An 18,681-nucleotide genomic window follows, 5' to 3' on the forward strand; every position below is an offset into this window, starting at 1 on the left:
TCTCTAAGTTACCCAATCTTCCGCAAATAACAGATACTTGTGCGCTTGGTTCAAAAAAAAGGCCCGAAAAACGGGCCTTCTGCTATTTCTTTTTGAAATTACTTAGCTACTGTAAGAATTCAACTTGCTCAGGTATTTTCCGATGATGTCGAATTCGAGATTGATCACCGACCCTTCTTTAAACGTATGAAAGTTGGTTACTTCATGCGTAAACGGAATAATCGCCACCTGGAACGAATTGTCCTTTGAATTCACCACGGTAAGGCTGACACCATTAACAGTTACCGAACCCTTTTCTACGGTCATATAACCTTGCCTTGCCTTTTCGATATCGAAATCGTATTCAAAAGTGTAGTACCAGCTGCCATCAGCTTCTTCCACTTTTCTACACACAGCAGTCTGATCCACATGTCCCTGAACGATATGGCCATCCAGACGGCCATTCATCATCATGCTGCGCTCGAGGTTTACTTTTGAACCCACTTCCAGTAAGCCCAGGTTCGACTTCAAAAGCGTTTCCTTAATCGCTGTTACTTTGTATTTTTTCTCTGCCTTATCCACCCAAACCACGGTTAAACAAACGCCGTTGTGCGATAAGCTCTGGTCAACTTTCAATTCATCGGCAAACGAACAGGTAAGTGTAAAATGAACGTTCTCCTGATCCTTTTCGATGGCAACCACTGTTCCGTATTCTTCTACTATTCCTGAAAACATAACTAGTTTAAAGTTTAGAGTTTAAAGTTCAGAGACTCTCTTACTCAGTTTATTTTTTCAATGTTACAACGAATAAAATACCTTCGTCAATCATCAATCGTTAATCATCATTCTAAAATCTGCCTTTATTTAAGGCTCCATTCCACCCCGTCCTTGGTGTCTTTCAGCTCAATACCAATGGCACTCAAATCGTCACGGATTTTATCGGCAGTAGCCCAGTCTTTATTGGCTTTTGCGTCCCTGCGAAGATTAATCAGCAATTCCATCGCTCCTGCCAAAGCCTGGTTATCCCCCGCATCGGCAGCTTCCTCTTCTTTCAGACCAAGCACATCAAAAACAATGTTTTGATAGAAAGTCTTGAGCTCTTCCAAATCACTCGCCGAGATCTTCTCGTTTCCGGCCTTTATTGAGTTGATCATTTTCACTCCGTCGAAGAGATGAGCAATCGCAATCGGACTGTTCAAATCGTCGCTTAAGGCAGCAAAACACTTGTCTTTCAGCGAAGCCACATCCACGGTCGACTGATCAGATGCACTTAGCTCACCCAGCGTTTTTACCGACGCCATCAGTCGTTCCAAACCTTTCTCTGACGCCTGTAACGCTTCGTTGGAAAAATCGATGGTACTGCGGTAATGCGCCTGCAAAATAAAGAAGCGAATCGTCATGGGTGAATACGCTTGCTGCAACATGGCGTGCTTGCCCGAAAACAGCTCTTTTAACGTAATAAAATTACCCAGCGAACGCGCCATCTTTTGTCCGTTGATGGTGATCATGTTGTTGTGCATCCAGTACCTTACCGCTTCCCGGCCGTTACTGGCTACGTTTTGTGCAATCTCACATTCATGGTGCGGAAACGTTAAGTCCATTCCTCCCCCGTGAATATCAAATTGTTCGCCGAGGTATTTGGTACTCATCACCGAACATTCGAGGTGCCAGCCCGGAAATCCTTCGCTCCATTTCGACGGCCAGCGCATAATGTGCTCAGGCGAAGCTTTTTTCCACAAAGCAAAGTCGAAAGAGTTTTTCTTTTCGCTTTGCCCGTCCAGTTCGCGGGTATTGGTTTTTATATCGTCCAGGTTACGGCCCGACAAAATCCCGTATTTGTACTTCTGGTTGTATTTTTCCACGTCGAAATACACCGACCCTTTGGATTCGTAAGCAAAACCATTGTCGAGTATTTCCTGAACCATTTGCTGCTGCTCAATAATGTGGCCGCTGGCACGCGGTTCGATGCTCGGAGGTAACACGTTCAGGTTCTCCATATTGTGAACAAAGGAGTTCAGGTACTTCTGAACCACTTCCATTGGCTCCAGTTGTTCGAGCCTTGCTTTTTTGCCGATTTTATCTTCGCCGCTTTCTTCCGCTTCGTTTTCCAGGTGACCAACATCTGTAATGTTACGGACATAGCGTACTTTGTAACCTAAAAACGTTAGGTAGCGAAACAAAAGGTCGAAAGTGATGTTCGGACGGGCATGTCCGAGGTGCGAATCGCTGTAAACCGTAGGACCGCATACATAAAGCCCCACTTTTCCTTCCACCAGCGGTTTAAATTCTTCCTTCTTCCGGCTTAAGGTATTGTAAATAAATAGTTGATTTTCCATCATATCTTATGATTCCCAATAATGGTGCAAAGGTAAGATAAATAAGGGATTTCCGGCCCAAGAAAACAATCCGGGGCGCTCCTATTCCTGTGTTGCCGGATCAACGGCTTTGCTTTCTTCTTCGTGCATTTCAGCCTTGTTGAAATACCTGCGGTAAAACAACAAAATGGAAAAAATCCCTACCGTAATCGAAGAATCGGCAATGTTAAACACCGGGCGGAAAAAGATAAAGGGATTACCTCCCACACTTGGCACCCACTCCGGATAACGGCCTTCAATCAGTGGAAAGTAAAACATATCTACCACCTTGCCGTGCAAAAAGCTGGAATAGCCACCTTCGGCCGGGAAAAGCGTTGCCACCTGCCCCCAGCTGTGATTGAAAATGATTCCATAAAACAAGCTGTCGATGATATTACCTATGGCACCGGCAAAAATCAATGAAATACATGCAATGAATCCGAACGGAATTTCCTTGTTTTTGGCAAGTTTGAACAGATACCAGCCAATGGCGACAACCGCCAGTATACGAAAAATACTCAAAGCCATTTTACCGTATTCTCCGGCAAACTCGAATCCAAAAGCCATTCCGTTGTTCTCTACAAAATGGAGGATAAACCAGTCTTTAAAAACGACGATTTCATCACCTATTGCCAGGTGTGTTTTGATCCAGATCTTTAGGACCTGATCTACTATCAAAATCAGAAAAATTATAAGCAGCGCTTTTTTGGTCCGCGACATATTCTGTTACATTAAAATAAAATGCTCTCCGAATGTCAGTTCATGCTGGTTTCGAAGAGCAAATTAAAATCTTTGTTTCATTTACTCAGGCCTGTCCTTTTTTCGCGTCAATACTGAGCGTTGCATGGGGGACAGCCCGCAATCTTTCTTTTGATATCAATTTGCCCGTTTCGCGACAAATACCATATGTTTTGTTTTCGATACGAACCAAGGCAGCCTGCAAGTGTTGAATGAACTTTTGCTGACGTTGAGCCAGCTTTCCTGCTTCTTCTTTCGAAAGGGTGGCTGCTCCTTCTTCCAATACCTTAAACGTTGGCGAAGTGTCCGAAATATCGTTCCCATCGCCCTGAGTGATCGAATTCTTGTACATCTCGTAATCGGCCTGTGCTTTTTCAAGCTTCCTCAGGATAAGATCTTTGAATTCAACCAACTCGTCATCCGAATATCTGTTTTTAACTCCCATAGCTCTTGGGTTTTAGTTCATTTCTGTTTTTCAAGAAGCTCCTAAAGTAATAAAAAAAACCTATCAAATCCGGCGCTTCTGTGCAATTATTTCTACAACCTTTCGATTTCGATTTTTGCCATTACATCTTTGTCGATCTCCACTTCTTTTGCAAGTGCCTGATCTGCTTTATCCACCAGTGTCAGGGCATCCGCAAGTGTTTGCGAACAAATGTATTCGCGGTGGTTTTTCAGGGCTTCTTCAAAAGCTTCATTTTTTTCGATCGAAAGTTTAATCCTGTCGGTCACTTCAAAGTTGCTTTCCTTGCGCAGGTTCTGAATTTTATTGATGAATTCGCGCGCAACTCCTTCCTGCCGCAACTCTTCGGTTACATTAATATCCAAAGCAATGGTCATCTGCCCTTCGGTGGCTACTGTCCAGCCCGGAATATCTTCTGTCTGAATTTCCACATCTTCGAGTGCCAGCATCACTTTTTCGTCTCCCACCACCAACTCGTATTCACCGTTGCTTTCGATCGTTGAAATGGTAGCCTGATCAAACTGATTCACCGCTGCTGCGATCTGTTTCATGATCTTGCCGTATTTCGGCCCAAGTGTTTTGAAATTCGGCTTGATCTTCTTTTTGATCACTCCCGCAGTATCCGTCAGGAATTCAACTTCCTTCACATTTACTTCTGCCAGAATGATGTTCGCAACTGCTTTGAACTGCTCTTTAAAGTGAGGATTCAATACCGGCACCATAATTTTGGCCAGCGGCTGACGTACTTTCAGTTTCTCTTTGCGTCGCAGTGCCAGGATCATTGATGAAGCACGTTGTGCTATGTCCATTTTTTCTTCCAGATCCTTATCGATCAGTGTTGCGTCATACCCCGGGAAATCGAGCAGATGCACACTCTGATCCGCTTCTTTTCCAGTCACTTTGTTCAGGTCAGAGAAAAGCAGGTCGGCATAAAACGGTGCAATCGGCGCCATTAATTTGGCTACTGTTGTCAAACAAGTGTACAAGGTCTGGTAAGCCGAAATTTTATCCTGAGAATACTCACCACCCCAGTAACGTTTGCGGCTCAAACGCACAAACCAGTTACTCAGATTTTCGGTTACAAACTCAGAAATAGCACGGCCTGCACGGGTTGGCTCGTAGCTTTCGTAGCTTTCGCCCACCTCTTTTACCAGCGAGTTCAGCAGCGAAATAATCCAGCGATCGATCTCCGGACGCTGAGCCACCGGAATTTCGTCTTCGGCATATTTAAAGCCGTCAACATTGGCATAAAGCGAGAAGAAACTGTACGTATTATAAAGTGTTCCAAAAAACTTACGTTTTACTTCTTCCACCCCGGCAATGTCAAATTTCAGGTTATCCCACGGTTGCGCATTGGTGATCATGTACCAGCGCAGCGGGTCGGAACCGTAGTTCTCGATGGTTTCGAACGGATCGACTGCATTGCCCAGACGTTTCGACATTTTCATGCCGTTTTTGTCGAGCACCAGCCCGTTCGAAATAATATTTTTGAAAGCTACCGATTCGTCGATCATAGTAGCAATGGCATGCAAAGTAAAGAACCAGCCACGTGTTTGGTCAACACCCTCGGCAATAAAATCAGCCGGGAACACACTCTTGAAGTTCTCTTTCCACTCAAAAGGATAGTGACGCTGTGCATACGGCATCGCACCCGAATCAAACCAAACATCGATCAGGTCCGATTCGCGGTACATTTTCTGCCCGCTTGGCGCAACCAAAACGATTGGGTCAACATGCGATTTATGCAGGTCTATCTTTTCGTAGTTCTCCAGCGAGTTGTCGCCCACTTCAAAGCCATCAAACGGATTTTCGGTCATGAAACCGGCTTCCACCGACTTCTGAATTTCGCTCATCAACTCTTCTACCGAGCCGATACAGATTTCTTCTGAAGCATCTTCGGTACGCCAGATCGGCAGCGGAGTTCCCCAGAAACGTGAACGGCTTAGGTTCCAGTCCACCAGGTTTTCGAGCCAGTTTCCAAAACGGCCGGTACCTGTTGAAACGGGCTTCCAGTTGATGGTTTTGTTCAACTCCACCATCTTGTCTTTCACCGCGGTTGATTTGATGAACCACGAATCCAGCGGATAATACAACACCGGCTTATCCGTACGCCAGCAGTGCGGGTAACTGTGCACATGCTTTTCTACTTTGAAAGCTTTGTTTTCCTGCTTCAGCATTACGGCAATGTCAACATCCACTGTCGAAGCATCTTCTTCCAGCTTATCGTCGTATTCGTTTTTTACCGGGCGACCGGCAAATTCGTGATAGCTTTCGGTGTTGACATATTTTTCAACAAACTCCGGATCCAAATCGATGGTCGGGTAAAAACGTCCTTTTCTATCTACCAGCGCCTGCATTTTCCCGTCGGTGTCTTTCACTATCAGCGGAGAAATTCCGTGTTGTTTGGCCACGCGGTCGTCATCTGCACCAAACGTTGGTGCAATGTGAACGATGCCGGTACCGTCTTCGATGGTTACAAAATCACCCGTAATTACTTCGAAAGCTTTTCCTTCCGGTTTTACCCAGTCGATCAGCTGCTCGTACTGAACACCTTTTAGTTGCTCGCCGGTATATTCAGCCAGCACTTTGTAAGGAATATTTTTATCGCCCGGCTTGTATTCTTCCAATGCCAGCTCGGCATTTTTTGCGGGAAAATAAACCGGGAAAAGGTCTTTTGCCAGGATCAAAGTCACCGGCACTCCGGTGTATGGATTGAACGACCGAACTTTTACATAGCGGATATTTGGCCCCACACACAAAGCGGTGTTCGACGGCAAAGTCCATGGAGTAGTCGTCCACGCCAAGAAGTGCAGATCGGTATCCAGCCCTTCAAACAAAAATTCGGAACGCTCGTTGCGAACCGCTTTGAACTGCGCAATGGCAGTGGTGTCTTTCACATCGCGGTAACAACCCGGCTGGTTTAGCTCGTGCGAACTCAAACCTGTTCCAGCGGCCGGCGAGTAGGGCTGAATAGTGTAGCCTTTGTACAATAATCCTTTTTGGTAGATCTGTTTCAGCAACCACCAAACCGACTCAATATAGCGGTTGTCGTAGGTAATATACGGATCGTCCATATTGACCCAGTAGCCCATTTTACGGGTGAGTTCTTCCCACTCGCGGGTGTACTTCATCACCTCCTTTTTACAGGCCTGGCTGTATTCTTCAACGGTAATTTTTTTGCCAATGTCGTCTTTGGTAATACCCAGCGCTTTTTCAACGCTCAGTTCCACCGGAAGTCCGTGCGTATCCCAACCGGCTTTGCGGTGAACACGAAATCCCTGCATGGTTTTGTAACGACAGAAAATATCTTTGATAGCACGCGCCATTACGTGGTGAATGCCGGGCATTCCGTTCGCCGATGGCGGGCCTTCGTAAAATACAAAAGTAGGGTGCCCCTCACGCGTTGAAATACTCTTGTGAAAAGTATCATCATTTTCCCAACGCTCCAGCACATCTTTATTGATCTGCGATAAATCTAATTGTTTGTATTCCTGAAATTTATTACTCATAAGAAACTCTTCCTAATCTGCTGATTTTAAAAAATATGCAAATATAGAAATTTTTTTAGGGGCTGAACTTAAAAATGAGCTTATTGGCAGAATGTTAATTGCACACTTTACAAATTAAAAACCGATGTCACGCAACCAATCCTTGGCAGAATTCATCTTTGGAAAAACAAGCCAACATGAGAACGACCAAATTATTAATATTCTCACTCTCATTACTTTTACTTATTTCCTGTCAAGAGAGCCCTGAGTCAGAATCAACCTGTTACAGAAAAAGTGATCCCCCAAGAAATTCGGAGAAAGTTACAATAGAACAGGGATTATGGGGAGACGTTTGGTTTTGGAGCGGAGACTTCATGCCTGTTGGTCGGGGTGAGATATGCCAGATAATACGGAAGGTTTTGATTTACGAATTAACGACCAACGAAGACGTAGAAAAAGTTGATTATTCACCCTTTTACACAAAAATCCATACAAAATTAGTTACATCTGTTTATTCCGACAGCCAAGGTTTCTTCGAGCTTGAACTAGAGCCAGGTACTTATAGTATTTTTATCCAGGAAGGCGATAAAATCTATTCGAATCGTTTCTCTTCTCAGGGTATTTTCCCGGTAACCGTTAAATCCGGAGAATTGAGTGAGATCAGATTTGATATCAACTACGAAGCAACATTCTAATTCAAAAAAATGAAATGAGCATGATGTTAATTCAACATGATTATCCATCAATTGACAGATTTATGAATTACAAACCATCGCAGTAATTACAAACAAATTCAATCCTATGAAACAGCTGATCACTCTTTTATTACTTTTTGTTGTTTTGAGTTGCTCCAAAGACGATGACTCTCCGAACAAACAAATCATTGGCAAATGGGAATGGACGGAAACGATAAATCCCTGGACCGGAATAAAATACACTCCCCAATCGGAAGGTTATAGCCAAATCTCAGTTTATAAAGCTGATAATACTGTGGAGTATTATAAAAACGGGGAATTGACCGGAACAGAGTCCTACCAGATCGAAGAAATTCAAAATCCGCCCGAAAGCTCAATCGGTGCAAAAACCACTTTTTTAATTATCAATACTACAAAAATCCCATTCACGATTCAGAACGATTTCTTGGTTCTTAATCAGGCTTATGTTGACGGGCCGACAAGCATTTACAAAAGAATCCAATAATCAATGAAGTGTAAACACCATATAATCGCCCCCTTTCACCAGCTATACTTCTGGTAAACAAGCAGCAATATCAAACTTGCAATCTAATCTAGAAAACAAAAAGGCCCGGAAACCTCCGGGCCTTCGCAATATCTTTGAAACAAGGTATTATTCCACACCAAATTTATACACACAAATGGAGTAGTATTCGTTTCCCGGCTCCAAAATAGTCGACGGGAATTCGGGTTTGTTCGGACTGTCAGGAAAGTGTTGGGTTTCCATGCAGAAAGCACCTCTGAATGCATAAGGAACACCTTCTTTTCCAACCGCCTTTCCATCCAGAAAATTACCTCCGTAGAACTGCATACCGGGTTCGTTGGTATAGACTTCCATGGTACGTCCGGTTTGTGGTTCCACTACTTTAGCGGCAAAAGTAAGACCGTTGGCCGCCTGGTTTAGCACCCAGTTGTGGTCGTAACCGTTACCCAGTTTCAGCTGCCCGAAATCATCATTGATACGGGCGCCAATAGCTGTCGGAGTTCTGAAATCCATGGGAGTTCCTTCCACCGGAGCAATTTCACCGGTTGGGATCAATCCTGCATCTACCGGCGTGTAATTATCGGCATTGATCTGAACGACGTGCTCGTTTACATCGCCTTGCCCGGCGCCTTTCAGGTTAAAAAACGAGTGGTGAGTCAGGTTCACCGGAGTCGCTTTATCGGTAGTTGCCCAATATTCTATTTTCAGTTCGTTGGCGTCGGTCAGTTTATACTGAACTTTCACATCCAGGTTTCCGGGGTAACCTTCTTCCCCGTCCGGAGAATGATACATAAGTACCAGCGTTTGATCATCGGGTTGCTCTGCATCCCAAACCACGTTGTTGTACCCCACAATACCTCCGTGCAAGGCATTTTCGCCGTTATTTTTAGCCAGTGTATAAACGGTGTCATTCAAAGCGAACTGCCCGTTGGCAATCCGGTTTCCGTAACGGCCGATCAACGAACCAAAGTATTTCTCACTGGTTTTCAAGTATTCATCTATTGTATTAAAGCCCAGCACAACATCGCCAAAGTTCCCTTGTTTGTCAGGTGTCCACAACGACACAACCTTTCCGCCAAAATTAGTGATTTGTGTTACCACGCCCTGACTGTTTTTCAGGGTATAAAGATTTACCGGTTTTTCATCTACTTCTTTCTGAAAATTAGCAGCAGGTATCAGTTCCGGCATTTTTTTTTCAGGAGCACATGCAAACGAAAGTACTAGCAACAGAGCTACAATCGAGTTTTTCATAGTAGTTTTTTATAATTATTTTGAACTGTAAATTTAATGCGAATACAACGCTATACCCTATTTGATACGCCTAAAATTAATCAGGATAAATTATACGACAAAACCGCCTGCTATTAACAAGCAACCCGGCAGAGCAAGTACCCACAAGTGCCAGGTATCAAATTCCATAAGTTATTTGCTAAGTTGGTTTATAGTTTTTATAAAATGTTTCACACGTTCCCGCTCTACTTTGTTCTCCCAGTTTCCGTCTTTCTTTAGCGACGATCCTACAATAAATCCATCCGCCCAACTCCAGTATTCGTGGATATTCCCGGCGTCGATGCCCGAACCGATCAGCACCGGAATTTTAACCGAGCGTCTCACTTCTTTTAACTCCTTCAGCGATGGTTTTTCCCCGGTTGAACTTCCGGTAACAATCACCCCATCCGAAAGAAAAAACCCGGCCGCTTTGGCCGTTTCTGCAATCGAAACATCAGCCGAAACAGCGTGCGAGGAATGCTTCTTTTTAATATCCGTGAATATTTTCACCCGTTCAGCCCCTATATGTTTCCGGTACCGCAGCAATTCTCCGGCGTCACTGTTCATCATTCCTTCGTCGGCCAAATGCCCGAAAACAAAACCTTCGGCCCTGATAAAATCAAAACCGGCAGCCAAAGCTACCGCAAGTGCCGCTTTGTTGGCACCCGCCAGAATTTGTATCCCCAATGGAATTTTTATTAGGGAACGCAGTGCACAGGCAATCGCGGTCATCGACGCAACGATCTCGGGCCCCACTTCCCGATTCAGGTAGGGCCTGTCGTGCATGTTCTCGATCATGATGGCACCTACGCCTTCTTCCTGAAGCACTTGGGCATCGGCAAGTGCATCGGCAATCATCTGTGCAAGCGAACGATCGTTTCGGGGTGTGCCGGGCAAAGCCCCCACATGCACCATCCCGATTATGGTTTTATTCAGTTCCAAGCTTTACTTTATTTTTGATATTGCTTAAAATTAATCGGAATCCTACTAAATACCGCATTCTTGCCCCAGAAAAAGAAAGCGTTTTTGCCCGGCTTGTTTCATACCGAATTTGTATTTTTGAAGCTTATTAGAAATCCTAAATTCAGTTACCTAATGAAAACATTTACCGGAATTTTTGCACTTGGAATTATTTTGCTGTTTGCTTCGTGCCAAACAGAAGAAAAGCCGAACACGCTTACCAAAAAAGAGATCAAAGAAGGCTGGGAGCTGCTATTTGATGGCAATTCGCTCGACAACTGGAAAACCTTTAACGGAGGTAAAGTTACCGGCTGGAAAATTGAGGACGGCGTATTACACAATTCAGGTGTTGGCTCTGACCACGGTGGCGACATTGTTACCAAAAAAGAATTTACCAATTTTGAACTGTACCTCGAATGGAAGATTGCGCCCCAGAGTAATTCAGGCGTTTTTTACCATGTTCAGGAAGGGCTCACCAACGCTATTTACGAATCGGGTCCGGAGTATCAATTGATCGACGGGAAAGGCTGGCCGGGTCAATTGGATGCCGACCAATACTCGGGCGCCAACTACGCAATGAATGCTCCCCAGAATGCAGAAGTTAAACCTGTGGGAGAATGGAACACCACCCGTATTGTTGTGAACGGACCGCATGTTGAACACTGGCTCAACGGAACAAAAGTAGTTGAATACGAATTGTGGTCGGATGCATGGGTAGCCCAAAAAGCCAACAGCAAATGGGCCGATGCACCCGAATACGGAATGGGCAAAAGCGGCCACATCGGCTTGCAGGACCACGGCGGCTTAACCATGTTCAAGAATATTAAAATCAGGGAAATATAGTTCAGCACAATAGTCATTCCCACTTTCGTGGGAATCTTAAACATGAGCAGATTCCCGTTGACACGGGAATGACTAACGCTTTTCTGAACTCAGGCAAAAAATTATCTTTACTCCAAAAACAAAAAATATGGCAATTACTGCATTCAGGGGCATGAAGCCTTTTCCCCAACTTTTATTCTCCGCTTTTGTAATTTTGGTGTGTTTTCTGGCTTTCCTGATCCTTTCTTTGATAATTGCCGTTCCCGTTTTTGGATTCGACTCCATACTCAGTCTTCCCACTCTTGGCGATCTGGAAAATCCGCAGAGCCTGATCGTATTAAAATACTTTCAAACCGTTCAGGCCATCGGTTTATTTATTCTCCCCCCGCTAATTCTCGCTTACCTTTACCAAGGCAGCATTTCGAAATACCTTTACCTGAATAAATCATTCCAGGGTTCCTCTTTTCTGATGGTAATTGTGTTGATGGTTTTTATGATGCCCTTTATCAATTTCACCGCCGAACTAAACAGCCGTTTGTCTCTCCCCAGCTGGTTGTCGGACGTAGAGCAATGGATGCGCAACTCGGAAGAGGAAGCTGCCCGTTTAACCGAAGCATTTTTGAATGTGAGAACCATTCCGGGACTGGCTTTCAACCTGTTTATGGTGGCGTTTTTACCGGCTATTGGTGAAGAGTTGTTGTTCCGGGGAGTTATTCAGAAAATTTTTACCCGGATGACCCGCAACCACCACTGGGGAATCTGGATCTCAGCCATCCTTTTCAGTGCCATGCACATGCAGTTTTTTGGCTTTATCCCGCGCATGGTTTTGGGCGCTGTTTTTGGGTATCTTTTGGTGTGGAGCGGATCGATGTGGCTCCCGATGCTGGGACACTTTCTAAACAATGCAATCGCTGTTACCGCCATGTTTTTGGTGAACAACGGAACCATTGGTGAAGGAGTGGAAGATTACGGTTCCACCAGCTACTACGCGGCTACCATCAGCCTTGTAATTATTGCTGCACTTTTATTTCTGATAAAAAGGGAAAACGCCGGCAACAAGATTGTTGCAAGCGAAATTTTGTACTAGTTAAACTGCATAAAAAGATCGCGCTGCACAAACGTTGGCTTTTCTTCTGCTTTGCCTTCCAATGAAATTTCTTCTTTTGGCTCCTCAACGTTTTCAACCTCCTCCTGTTGTTGCAGCAATTTTCGTTCTTTTCTGCGTAATACGTAAACAATCCCAAACTCTTCGGCCAGGGCACGTTTTTCTTCTTCCGACCCCGCTTCCAACTCCAGGTGACTTTCTATTTCGGTCCACAACTGAGAGATAAAGTCGTTGGTGGTTTTACGTAGCTGCTGCATTTTCTCGAAGGCTCTCAGCGTATTTCGTTTCAGATTTTGCTGAAATATAGCTGCATCGCTGAACTCTTCCAATTTGAATTTTACCAACGCAATCGACGGGCTGTAAATGGCACTTCCGCCCTGCCGTACACGGTTTTGTTCTCCGTTAACAATAGTACGCCCCCATTCCAGTATTTCCTGTTCTGTATTCAGCGCAGGAACTTTACCTCCCAAGTCCAAAAGGCTGCCATAATATTTTAATCCGCCATTTATTTCGCCTCTTTCCGAAGCAAATAACAGTACCTGGATAAAATGAGAAAGATACAGACGTGCGGTTTCCTGGGTGGCTTTATAATGTTTGTTATTGTCCGATTGCTGTTTGATATTCAGCTCGTAATGCTTCAACGTATTTTCGAACTGGTTTTTTACGCTCTGCAGCTCTTCGATCGAATGTTTGGCAAAAGGGATATTTCGGGTTGTAATGGCGTTTACTTTTTTCAGGGCTGCTTCCAACGCGCGAAGCCTTGCCTTGTCCGTCGTGGGTAATCTTCTGTATGGCATAAGTCCTCCTTGTTTTTGCGAATTTAAAGAATCGCAAGCTCAGATACAGGCCTTCGCCTTGTAACTTATGCACATCCGGTTGTGAATTATATGAAAAAAGAAAGCCTTTTCCGCAAAGAAAAGGCTTTCAAACTATGATAAGTTAACAAACTATCTGCTCAAACGTGCTTTTAAGTACTCGCGGTTCAGGCGGGCAATGTTCATGATAGAAATGCTTTTGGGGCACTCAGCTTCACAAGCGCGGGTGTTGGTACAACCGCCGAAACCAAGTTCATCCATTTTTGCTACCATGCTCATGGCACGTGTATCGGCTTCCACTTTCCCTTGCGGCAACTTGGCCAGGTGAGAAACTTTTGCAGATACAAACAACATCGCCGATGAGTTTTTACAAGCCGCTACGCAAGCTCCGCAACCAATACATGCAGCTGCATCCATTGATTCTTCCGCATCTTCGCGCGACACCGGAATAGCGTTTGCATCGGGCACACCACCTGTGTTAACCGACACGAAACCACCGGCCTGAAGAATTTTCTCAAAAGCACTGCGGTCTACCACCAGGTCTTTAATTACCGGGAAAGCACGCGCACGCCAGGGTTCAATAATGATGGTTTCGCCATCTTTGAACTTACGCATGTGCAACTGACAGGTAGTTACCTCGGTGTCTGGTCCGTGCGGGCGTCCGTTGATGTACAAGCTACAGGTTCCGCAAATACCTTCGCGGCAATCGTGGTCAAAAGCGATCGGGTCAATTCCTTTTTCAATCAGGTCGTTGTTTAAAATGTCCATCATTTCAAGGAAAGAAGATCCGGTCGAAATATTCTCGATCGTATAAGTCTCGAATCTTCCTTTGGATTTAGCGTTCTTTTGCCTCCAAACTTTTATTTTGAGTTGTTTCAGAATTTTATCAGCCATTTCTTTTCGATTTTAAGATTAATAGATTTGAGTCGTGAGACTACTTGTAACTACGTTGTGTGAGTTTCACATTCTCAAAAACCAAATCTTCTTTGTGTAATACCGGCTCCTGGCCTTCTCCCTTGTACTCCCAGCACGAAACGTAAGTAAACTGTTCGTCGTTACGTTTTGCTTCGCCCTCTTCGGTTGCCGATTCTTCACGGAAGTGACCTCCGCAAGACTCGTTACGATCCAGTGCATCGCGTGCCATCAGTTCGCCAATATCCAGGAAGTCAGCAACACGACCTGCTTTTTCCAGTTCCGGATTCAGGTTATCCAGTTCTCCCGGAATACGAACGTCTTTCCAGAATTCTTCGCGGATTACCTTGATTTCCTCAATGGCTTTTTTCAGACCTTCTGCATTACGCGACATTCCCACGTAATCCCACATAATATGTCCCAGCTTTTTGTGGAAATAATCCACCGGCTTGGAACCTTTTACATTGAATAGCTTTTCAATTCTGTCAGTCACCGCTTTTTCTGCTTCCACAAATTCCGGAGCATTTACATCGGTTTTCGGCGTCATAATTTCGTCAGCCAGGTAATCACCAATGGTGTAAGGCAATACGAAATATCCGTCAGCCAATCCCTGCATCAAAGCAGAAGCACCCAAACGGTTGGCACCGTGATCCGAGAAGTTGGCTTCACCAATCGAATACAAACCGGGAACGGTTGTCATCAGGTTGTAGTCAACCCAGGTTCCACCCATTGAATAGTGAATAGCCGGGTAGATCATCATCGGCTCTTTATACGGATCAGTATCGGTGATCTTTTCGTACATCTGGAACAAGTTTCCGTAACGGGCAGTAATCACATCTTTACCCAATCTTTCGATCGAATATTTGAAATCGAGGAATACAGCTTTTCCTTCGGCGTTTACACCAAAGCCTGCATCGCAACGCTCTTTGGCAGCACGCGAAGCAACGTCACGCGGAACCAGGTTACCGTACGAAGGATACCTTCTTTCGAGGTAAAAATCGCGATCCTCATCAGCAATATCATTCGGGCCGATCTCGCCCTTCTGCAATTTTACTGCATCTTCTTTTTTCTTCGGAACCCATACACGACCGTCATTACGCAACGATTCCGACATCAAAGTCAGTTTTGATTGCTGGTCGCCGTGTACCGGAATACAGGTCGGGTGGATCTGTACAAAACAAGGGTTCGACATGAACGCTCCTTTTTTGTAGCATTGCCAAGCTGCCGATCCGTTACTTCCCATCGCATTGGTTGAAAGGAAGAATACGTTTCCATAACCACCGGTTGCCACCACTACTGCGTGTGCTCCAAATCTTTTGATTTTTCCGCTTACCAGGTCGCGGGCAATAATCCCACGAGCTTTTCCATCTACAACAACCACATCCAGCATTTCGTGGCGGTTATACATTTCCACACTGCCTTTGGCAATCTGACGGTTCAAAGCCTGGTACGCACCAATCAGCAACTGTTGTCCGGTTTGTCCGCGCGCATAAAACGTACGGCTTACCAACACCCCACCAAATGAACGGTTGTCAAGCAAACCGCCGTATTCGCGACCAAACGGAACACCTTGTGCCACACACTGGTCGATAATGTTGGGTGAAACTTCGGCCAAACGGTAAACGTTGGCTTCGCGGGCACGGTAGTCGCCCCCTTTGATTGTATCATAAAACAACCGGAAAACCGAGTCGTTATCGTTTTGGTAGTTTTTTGCAGCGTTGATACCACCCTGTGCTGCAATCGAGTGCGCACGACGTGGGCTGTCCTGGTAACAAAATGCTTTTACCTTGTATCCGAGTTCGGCCAGTGAAGCAGCTGCCGAAGCACCTCCCAAACCGGTTCCAACCACGATAACTTCTAATTTACGCTTGTTTGCAGGGCTCACCACTTTGATGGCCGATTTATGCTTGGTCCACTTTTCGGCCAATGGGCCCTGAGGTATTTTACTATCTAAAATGCTCATAATTCTTTCCTTTTTAATTGTTCAATCCAAACATGAAATAAAGCGGAATAATCGCAAAACCAAGGGCCACAACTACGGCATAAATCTGGCCAATAACCTGCCATCTTTTTAACCAGTACTTGTTGTTCAACCCCAGTGTCTGGAATGATGACCAGAATCCGTGTGAAAGGTGTACACCCAACAAAATTCCACCGATGATGTAGAAAATGCCCAGCGCAGTGCTTTGGATAAATGCTGTAGATACAAGTGCATACGCATTTTCCATGTGAACTCCCTTAACCACTACTTCTTCCAGCAAGTGATGCCCGGTGAATTTCATTTTCACAAAGAAATCGAGGATGTGAATGATCAGGAAAACCAGCACCAATCCACCCAGCACCAGCATGTTACGCGAAGCCCATGTACTGGCACCACTCATGTTCTTTTTGGCGTACTTCACCGGACGTGCTTTCCAGTTCTGGTACTCCAGCATGAACGACCATAAGATGTGAACTATGAATCCCAATCCTAAAACGGGTTCCATTACTTTAATAAGTGGGTTGGTTGCCATAAAATGAGCCCCCTGATTAAACAAATCACCACTGTCATCAAAAATAAGTAACAGGTTGATGCCTAAATGGACCGCAATGAATACCATCAGGAAAAGACCCGACACACTCATTATGAACTTTCTTCCAATTGAGGCAGTTAAAAATTTGCTCATAATCTATTTATATTTTGGTTGATTTAATAACTCTTTAAAAGAGCATCACAAATGTAGATGAACCCCCTATTATCCGCAAAAAAGGCGATCTAAAATAGCTAATTTAAAATGTTTCTACAAACAATTTAATTTTGGGTTTAAATTGAAGTTTGAACTAGAGTGAGTTATGCCGTAAATAATGGAAATATTGCATAAACAGAAGCGGCAATTTTTCACCTAAAAGCGCATTTGGCAATTTTTAAGCTCCAGAAAATACTCTTCCGTTGACCGGCGCAGTATGATTCTAATCGCAAAATCAACACCGAGTACTACTCAATACCTCCCGCACCTTGCGGATATGTTCAGGCGTTGTTCCGCAACAACCGCCGATAATATTCGCACCGGCACGCAGTAATTCCGGAACAAGTCTCGCCATTTCTTCGGGTGTTTCCGGAAAATGGGTTTCACCGTCGCAATAAACCGGCATTCCGGCGTTGGCATGTACCAGCACCGGAACGGCAGAATTTGCCTTTCGGATTTCTTCTACAATACCGATCATATTGGCAATGCCGTTGCCACAATTGGCACCTATCAGTTCGGCGCCGGCATCCACCAGCGTGTTTACCATATCGGTTGGGGAGATTCCCATCATCGAGCGAAATTCTCCGCTAAGCGTTTTCTCAAACGTCATGGTGCAGAAAACTTCGCACTGCGTATTTTCTTTTGCTGCCCGGATGGCAATTCGTGCTTCGTCCAGGTCGGTCATCGTTTCAATCATAATCGCATCGGCCCCACCGGCCTCCAAGCCCATCGCCTGCTCTTTAAAAGCTTCATACATCTCGTCTTCGCTTACATCGCCCATCATCAGGATTTTTCCGGTAGGCCCTACCGATCCCAACACAAACTTATTGCCCGCTGCCTTGCGACTTAGTTCAGCAGCTGCCTTGTTCAGCTCAAAAACCTTATCCCCCAGGCCATATCTTCCCAGCTTAAAACAAGTACCTCCAAAACTATTGGTTTCCACCATATCAGCACCCGCTTCAATATAACTTTTGGCAATGTCATACACATCATCCGGATGCGAAAGGTTCCACTCTTCGGGGCATTCGCCGGCTTTCAATCCTTTTTGCTGAAGAAATGTTCCCCAGGCTCCGTCCGACACCAGGATCCTTCCCTGCATGATCTGATCAACGATCTTTCCCATTTCTGATTGTTTTAAGCAACTAACGAATTCAGGAACTCCACCAACCCTTGGGGATCTGCCGAATAGGCATCGGCACCAATCCGGTCACAAAAGTCCTGCGTTACCGGCGCTCCGCCCACCGCAATTTTTGCCTCCGGAATTTCAGCCCGGATCGCTTTGGCAATCCGCTCCATATTTACCATGGTAGTAGTCAGCAAGGCCGAAAGCCCCACAATCGCATTTTCATGTTTCTTTAGCGCTTCAATAAAAGTTTCGGCTTTTACATCAATTCCCAGGTCAATCACCTCCCAGCCATTGCCTTCAACCATCATCGACACCAGGTTTTTGCCAATGTCGTGCAGATCGCCTTCCACCGTACCGATGATGAAAGTTCCTTTTTGCTTTACTTCCCCTGTCAGAAAAAACGGTTTAAGATGGACCAAGGCCGTACTCATGGCTTTTGCCGCCATCAGCACCTGCGGAACAAAAACCTTGTTTTCCCGAAACTTTATCCCGATTCTCTCCATTCCGGGCATCAATCCCTTGGTCAAAATATCCTGGGCCGAAACGCCCTCTTCCAGCGCCTGCCGCGTGAGTTCATCGGCACCCTCCTGATCTTTCATATGAGGAGGATAGGGCGCTGCCCTGTTAATTTTGCCGAATTCCACACACCCGGCAATTTTAGATAAGATCTCGTTCATGGTCGTATTGTATCTGCTTGTGTAAAGAT

At 45.1% G+C, this 18,681-nt stretch carries 17 protein-coding genes; 4 read left to right on the top strand and 13 right to left on the bottom strand.

Annotation, left to right across the window (positions count from 1 at the left end; all coding sequences use genetic code 11):
- Nucleotides 1-102: 102 nt before the first annotated feature.
- From D1614_RS08500 to ileS, 5 genes are all read right to left on the bottom strand, one after another.
- Nucleotides 103-714 carry a riboflavin synthase gene (locus D1614_RS08500; RefSeq protein WP_119437489.1) on the bottom strand — a complete coding sequence of 204 codons (612 nt, stop codon included), beginning with the start codon at nt 712-714 and terminating at the stop codon, nt 103-105.
- A gap of 125 nt (nt 715-839) precedes the next feature.
- Nucleotides 840-2,318, bottom strand: a complete 1,479-nt coding sequence (cysS, locus tag D1614_RS08505) for a cysteine--tRNA ligase (RefSeq protein WP_241558094.1) — start codon at nt 2,316-2,318, stop codon at nt 840-842.
- A gap of 78 nt (nt 2,319-2,396) precedes the next feature.
- A complete protein-coding gene (locus D1614_RS08510) occupies nt 2,397-3,053 on the bottom strand; it encodes a lipoprotein signal peptidase (RefSeq protein WP_119437490.1) in 657 nt (218 codons plus the stop codon).
- Nucleotides 3,054-3,138: 85 nt separating this feature from the next.
- Nucleotides 3,139-3,516, bottom strand: a complete 378-nt coding sequence (locus D1614_RS08515) for a TraR/DksA family transcriptional regulator (RefSeq protein WP_119437491.1) — start codon at nt 3,514-3,516, stop codon at nt 3,139-3,141.
- A 92-nt stretch (nt 3,517-3,608) separates the two neighbouring features.
- A complete protein-coding gene (gene ileS, locus D1614_RS08520) occupies nt 3,609-7,043 on the bottom strand; it encodes an isoleucine--tRNA ligase (protein ID WP_119437492.1) in 3,435 nt (1,144 codons plus the stop codon).
- Between the two features lie 176 nt (nt 7,044-7,219).
- On the opposite strand from ileS, the gene D1614_RS08525 reads away from it, so the two are divergent.
- Both D1614_RS08525 and D1614_RS08530 read left to right on the top strand, forming a co-directional pair.
- Nucleotides 7,220-7,717 carry a hypothetical protein gene (locus D1614_RS08525; protein ID WP_119437493.1) on the top strand — a complete coding sequence of 166 codons (498 nt, stop codon included), beginning with the start codon at nt 7,220-7,222 and terminating at the stop codon, nt 7,715-7,717.
- Between the two features lie 106 nt (nt 7,718-7,823).
- Nucleotides 7,824-8,222, top strand: a complete 399-nt coding sequence (locus tag D1614_RS08530) for a hypothetical protein (RefSeq protein WP_119437494.1) — start codon at nt 7,824-7,826, stop codon at nt 8,220-8,222.
- A gap of 147 nt (nt 8,223-8,369) precedes the next feature.
- On the opposite strand, the gene D1614_RS08535 is transcribed toward D1614_RS08530, so the two are convergent.
- Together D1614_RS08535 and D1614_RS08540 are read right to left on the bottom strand one after the other, a co-directional pair.
- On the bottom strand, nt 8,370-9,491 hold the full coding sequence (locus D1614_RS08535; RefSeq protein WP_119437495.1) for an aldose epimerase family protein: 1,122 nt from the start codon (nt 9,489-9,491) through the stop codon (nt 8,370-8,372).
- Between the two features lie 171 nt (nt 9,492-9,662).
- Nucleotides 9,663-10,451, bottom strand: a complete 789-nt coding sequence (locus D1614_RS08540; protein WP_119437496.1) for a BtpA/SgcQ family protein — start codon at nt 10,449-10,451, stop codon at nt 9,663-9,665.
- Between the two features lie 153 nt (nt 10,452-10,604).
- Here D1614_RS08540 and D1614_RS08545 point away from each other — a divergent pair, with 153 nt between their 5' ends.
- Together D1614_RS08545 and D1614_RS08550 are read left to right on the top strand one after the other, a co-directional pair.
- A complete protein-coding gene (locus D1614_RS08545; RefSeq protein ID WP_147384121.1) occupies nt 10,605-11,312 on the top strand; it encodes a 3-keto-disaccharide hydrolase in 708 nt (235 codons plus the stop codon).
- A 127-nt stretch (nt 11,313-11,439) separates the two neighbouring features.
- Complete coding sequence (locus D1614_RS08550) at nt 11,440-12,378, top strand: CPBP family intramembrane glutamic endopeptidase (protein WP_119437498.1); 939 nt, start codon at nt 11,440-11,442, stop codon at nt 12,376-12,378.
- Here the strand turns inward: D1614_RS08550 and D1614_RS08555 are convergent.
- From D1614_RS08555 to D1614_RS08580, 6 genes are all read right to left on the bottom strand, one after another.
- Nucleotides 12,375-13,193 (bottom strand): hypothetical protein, encoded by an 819-nt coding sequence (locus D1614_RS08555; protein ID WP_147384123.1) that lies wholly within the window; start codon nt 13,191-13,193, stop codon nt 12,375-12,377. The two genes, D1614_RS08550 and D1614_RS08555, sit on opposite strands and share 4 nt — an antisense overlap.
- Nucleotides 13,194-13,343: 150 nt before the next feature.
- Complete coding sequence (locus D1614_RS08560; RefSeq protein WP_119437500.1) at nt 13,344-14,105, bottom strand: succinate dehydrogenase/fumarate reductase iron-sulfur subunit; 762 nt, start codon at nt 14,103-14,105, stop codon at nt 13,344-13,346.
- A 40-nt stretch (nt 14,106-14,145) separates the two neighbouring features.
- On the bottom strand, nt 14,146-16,086 hold the full coding sequence (locus D1614_RS08565) for a fumarate reductase/succinate dehydrogenase flavoprotein subunit (RefSeq protein ID WP_119437501.1): 1,941 nt from the start codon (nt 16,084-16,086) through the stop codon (nt 14,146-14,148).
- Nucleotides 16,087-16,099: 13 nt separating this feature from the next.
- A complete protein-coding gene (locus tag D1614_RS08570) occupies nt 16,100-16,789 on the bottom strand; it encodes a succinate dehydrogenase cytochrome b subunit (RefSeq protein WP_119437502.1) in 690 nt (229 codons plus the stop codon).
- A 295-nt stretch (nt 16,790-17,084) separates the two neighbouring features.
- A complete protein-coding gene (locus tag D1614_RS08575) occupies nt 17,085-17,972 on the bottom strand; it encodes a homocysteine S-methyltransferase family protein (RefSeq protein WP_119437503.1) in 888 nt (295 codons plus the stop codon).
- 11 nt (nt 17,973-17,983) lie between these two features.
- Entirely contained in the window at nt 17,984-18,652 is a 669-nt protein-coding gene (locus tag D1614_RS08580; protein ID WP_119437504.1) for a cobalamin B12-binding domain-containing protein, read from the bottom strand.
- Nucleotides 18,653-18,681 lie beyond the last annotated feature (29 nt).

The organism is Maribellus luteus (genome assembly GCF_003576475.1).
GTDB classification, from domain to species: domain Bacteria; phylum Bacteroidota; class Bacteroidia; order Bacteroidales; family Prolixibacteraceae; genus Draconibacterium; species Draconibacterium luteum.

What these genes read in the sequence shown, in the direction of transcription:
- D1614_RS08525 (WP_119437493.1), top strand. Translation starts at nt 7,220, where the DNA reads ATGAGAACGACCAAATTATTAATATTCTCACTCTCATTACTTTTACTT.
- ileS (WP_119437492.1), bottom strand. Translation starts at nt 7,043, where the DNA reads ATGAGTAATAAATTTCAGGAATACAAACAATTAGATTTATCGCAGATC.
- D1614_RS08560 (WP_119437500.1), bottom strand. Translation starts at nt 14,105, where the DNA reads ATGGCTGATAAAATTCTGAAACAACTCAAAATAAAAGTTTGGAGGCAA.
- D1614_RS08555 (WP_147384123.1), bottom strand. Translation starts at nt 13,193, where the DNA reads ATGCCATACAGAAGATTACCCACGACGGACAAGGCAAGGCTTCGCGCG.
- D1614_RS08570 (WP_119437502.1), bottom strand. Translation starts at nt 16,789, where the DNA reads ATGAGCAAATTTTTAACTGCCTCAATTGGAAGAAAGTTCATAATGAGT.
- D1614_RS08575 (WP_119437503.1), bottom strand. Translation starts at nt 17,972, where the DNA reads ATGGGAAAGATCGTTGATCAGATCATGCAGGGAAGGATCCTGGTGTCG.
- D1614_RS08545 (WP_147384121.1), top strand. Translation starts at nt 10,605, where the DNA reads ATGAAAACATTTACCGGAATTTTTGCACTTGGAATTATTTTGCTGTTT.
- D1614_RS08580 (WP_119437504.1), bottom strand. Translation starts at nt 18,652, where the DNA reads ATGAACGAGATCTTATCTAAAATTGCCGGGTGTGTGGAATTCGGCAAA.
- D1614_RS08510 (WP_119437490.1), bottom strand. Translation starts at nt 3,053, where the DNA reads ATGTCGCGGACCAAAAAAGCGCTGCTTATAATTTTTCTGATTTTGATA.
- D1614_RS08550 (WP_119437498.1), top strand. Translation starts at nt 11,440, where the DNA reads ATGGCAATTACTGCATTCAGGGGCATGAAGCCTTTTCCCCAACTTTTA.
- D1614_RS08530 (WP_119437494.1), top strand. Translation starts at nt 7,824, where the DNA reads ATGAAACAGCTGATCACTCTTTTATTACTTTTTGTTGTTTTGAGTTGC.
- D1614_RS08515 (WP_119437491.1), bottom strand. Translation starts at nt 3,516, where the DNA reads ATGGGAGTTAAAAACAGATATTCGGATGACGAGTTGGTTGAATTCAAA.
- D1614_RS08565 (WP_119437501.1), bottom strand. Translation starts at nt 16,086, where the DNA reads ATGAGCATTTTAGATAGTAAAATACCTCAGGGCCCATTGGCCGAAAAG.
- D1614_RS08500 (WP_119437489.1), bottom strand. Translation starts at nt 714, where the DNA reads ATGTTTTCAGGAATAGTAGAAGAATACGGAACAGTGGTTGCCATCGAA.
- D1614_RS08535 (WP_119437495.1), bottom strand. Translation starts at nt 9,491, where the DNA reads ATGAAAAACTCGATTGTAGCTCTGTTGCTAGTACTTTCGTTTGCATGT.
- cysS (WP_241558094.1), bottom strand. Translation starts at nt 2,318, where the DNA reads ATGATGGAAAATCAACTATTTATTTACAATACCTTAAGCCGGAAGAAG.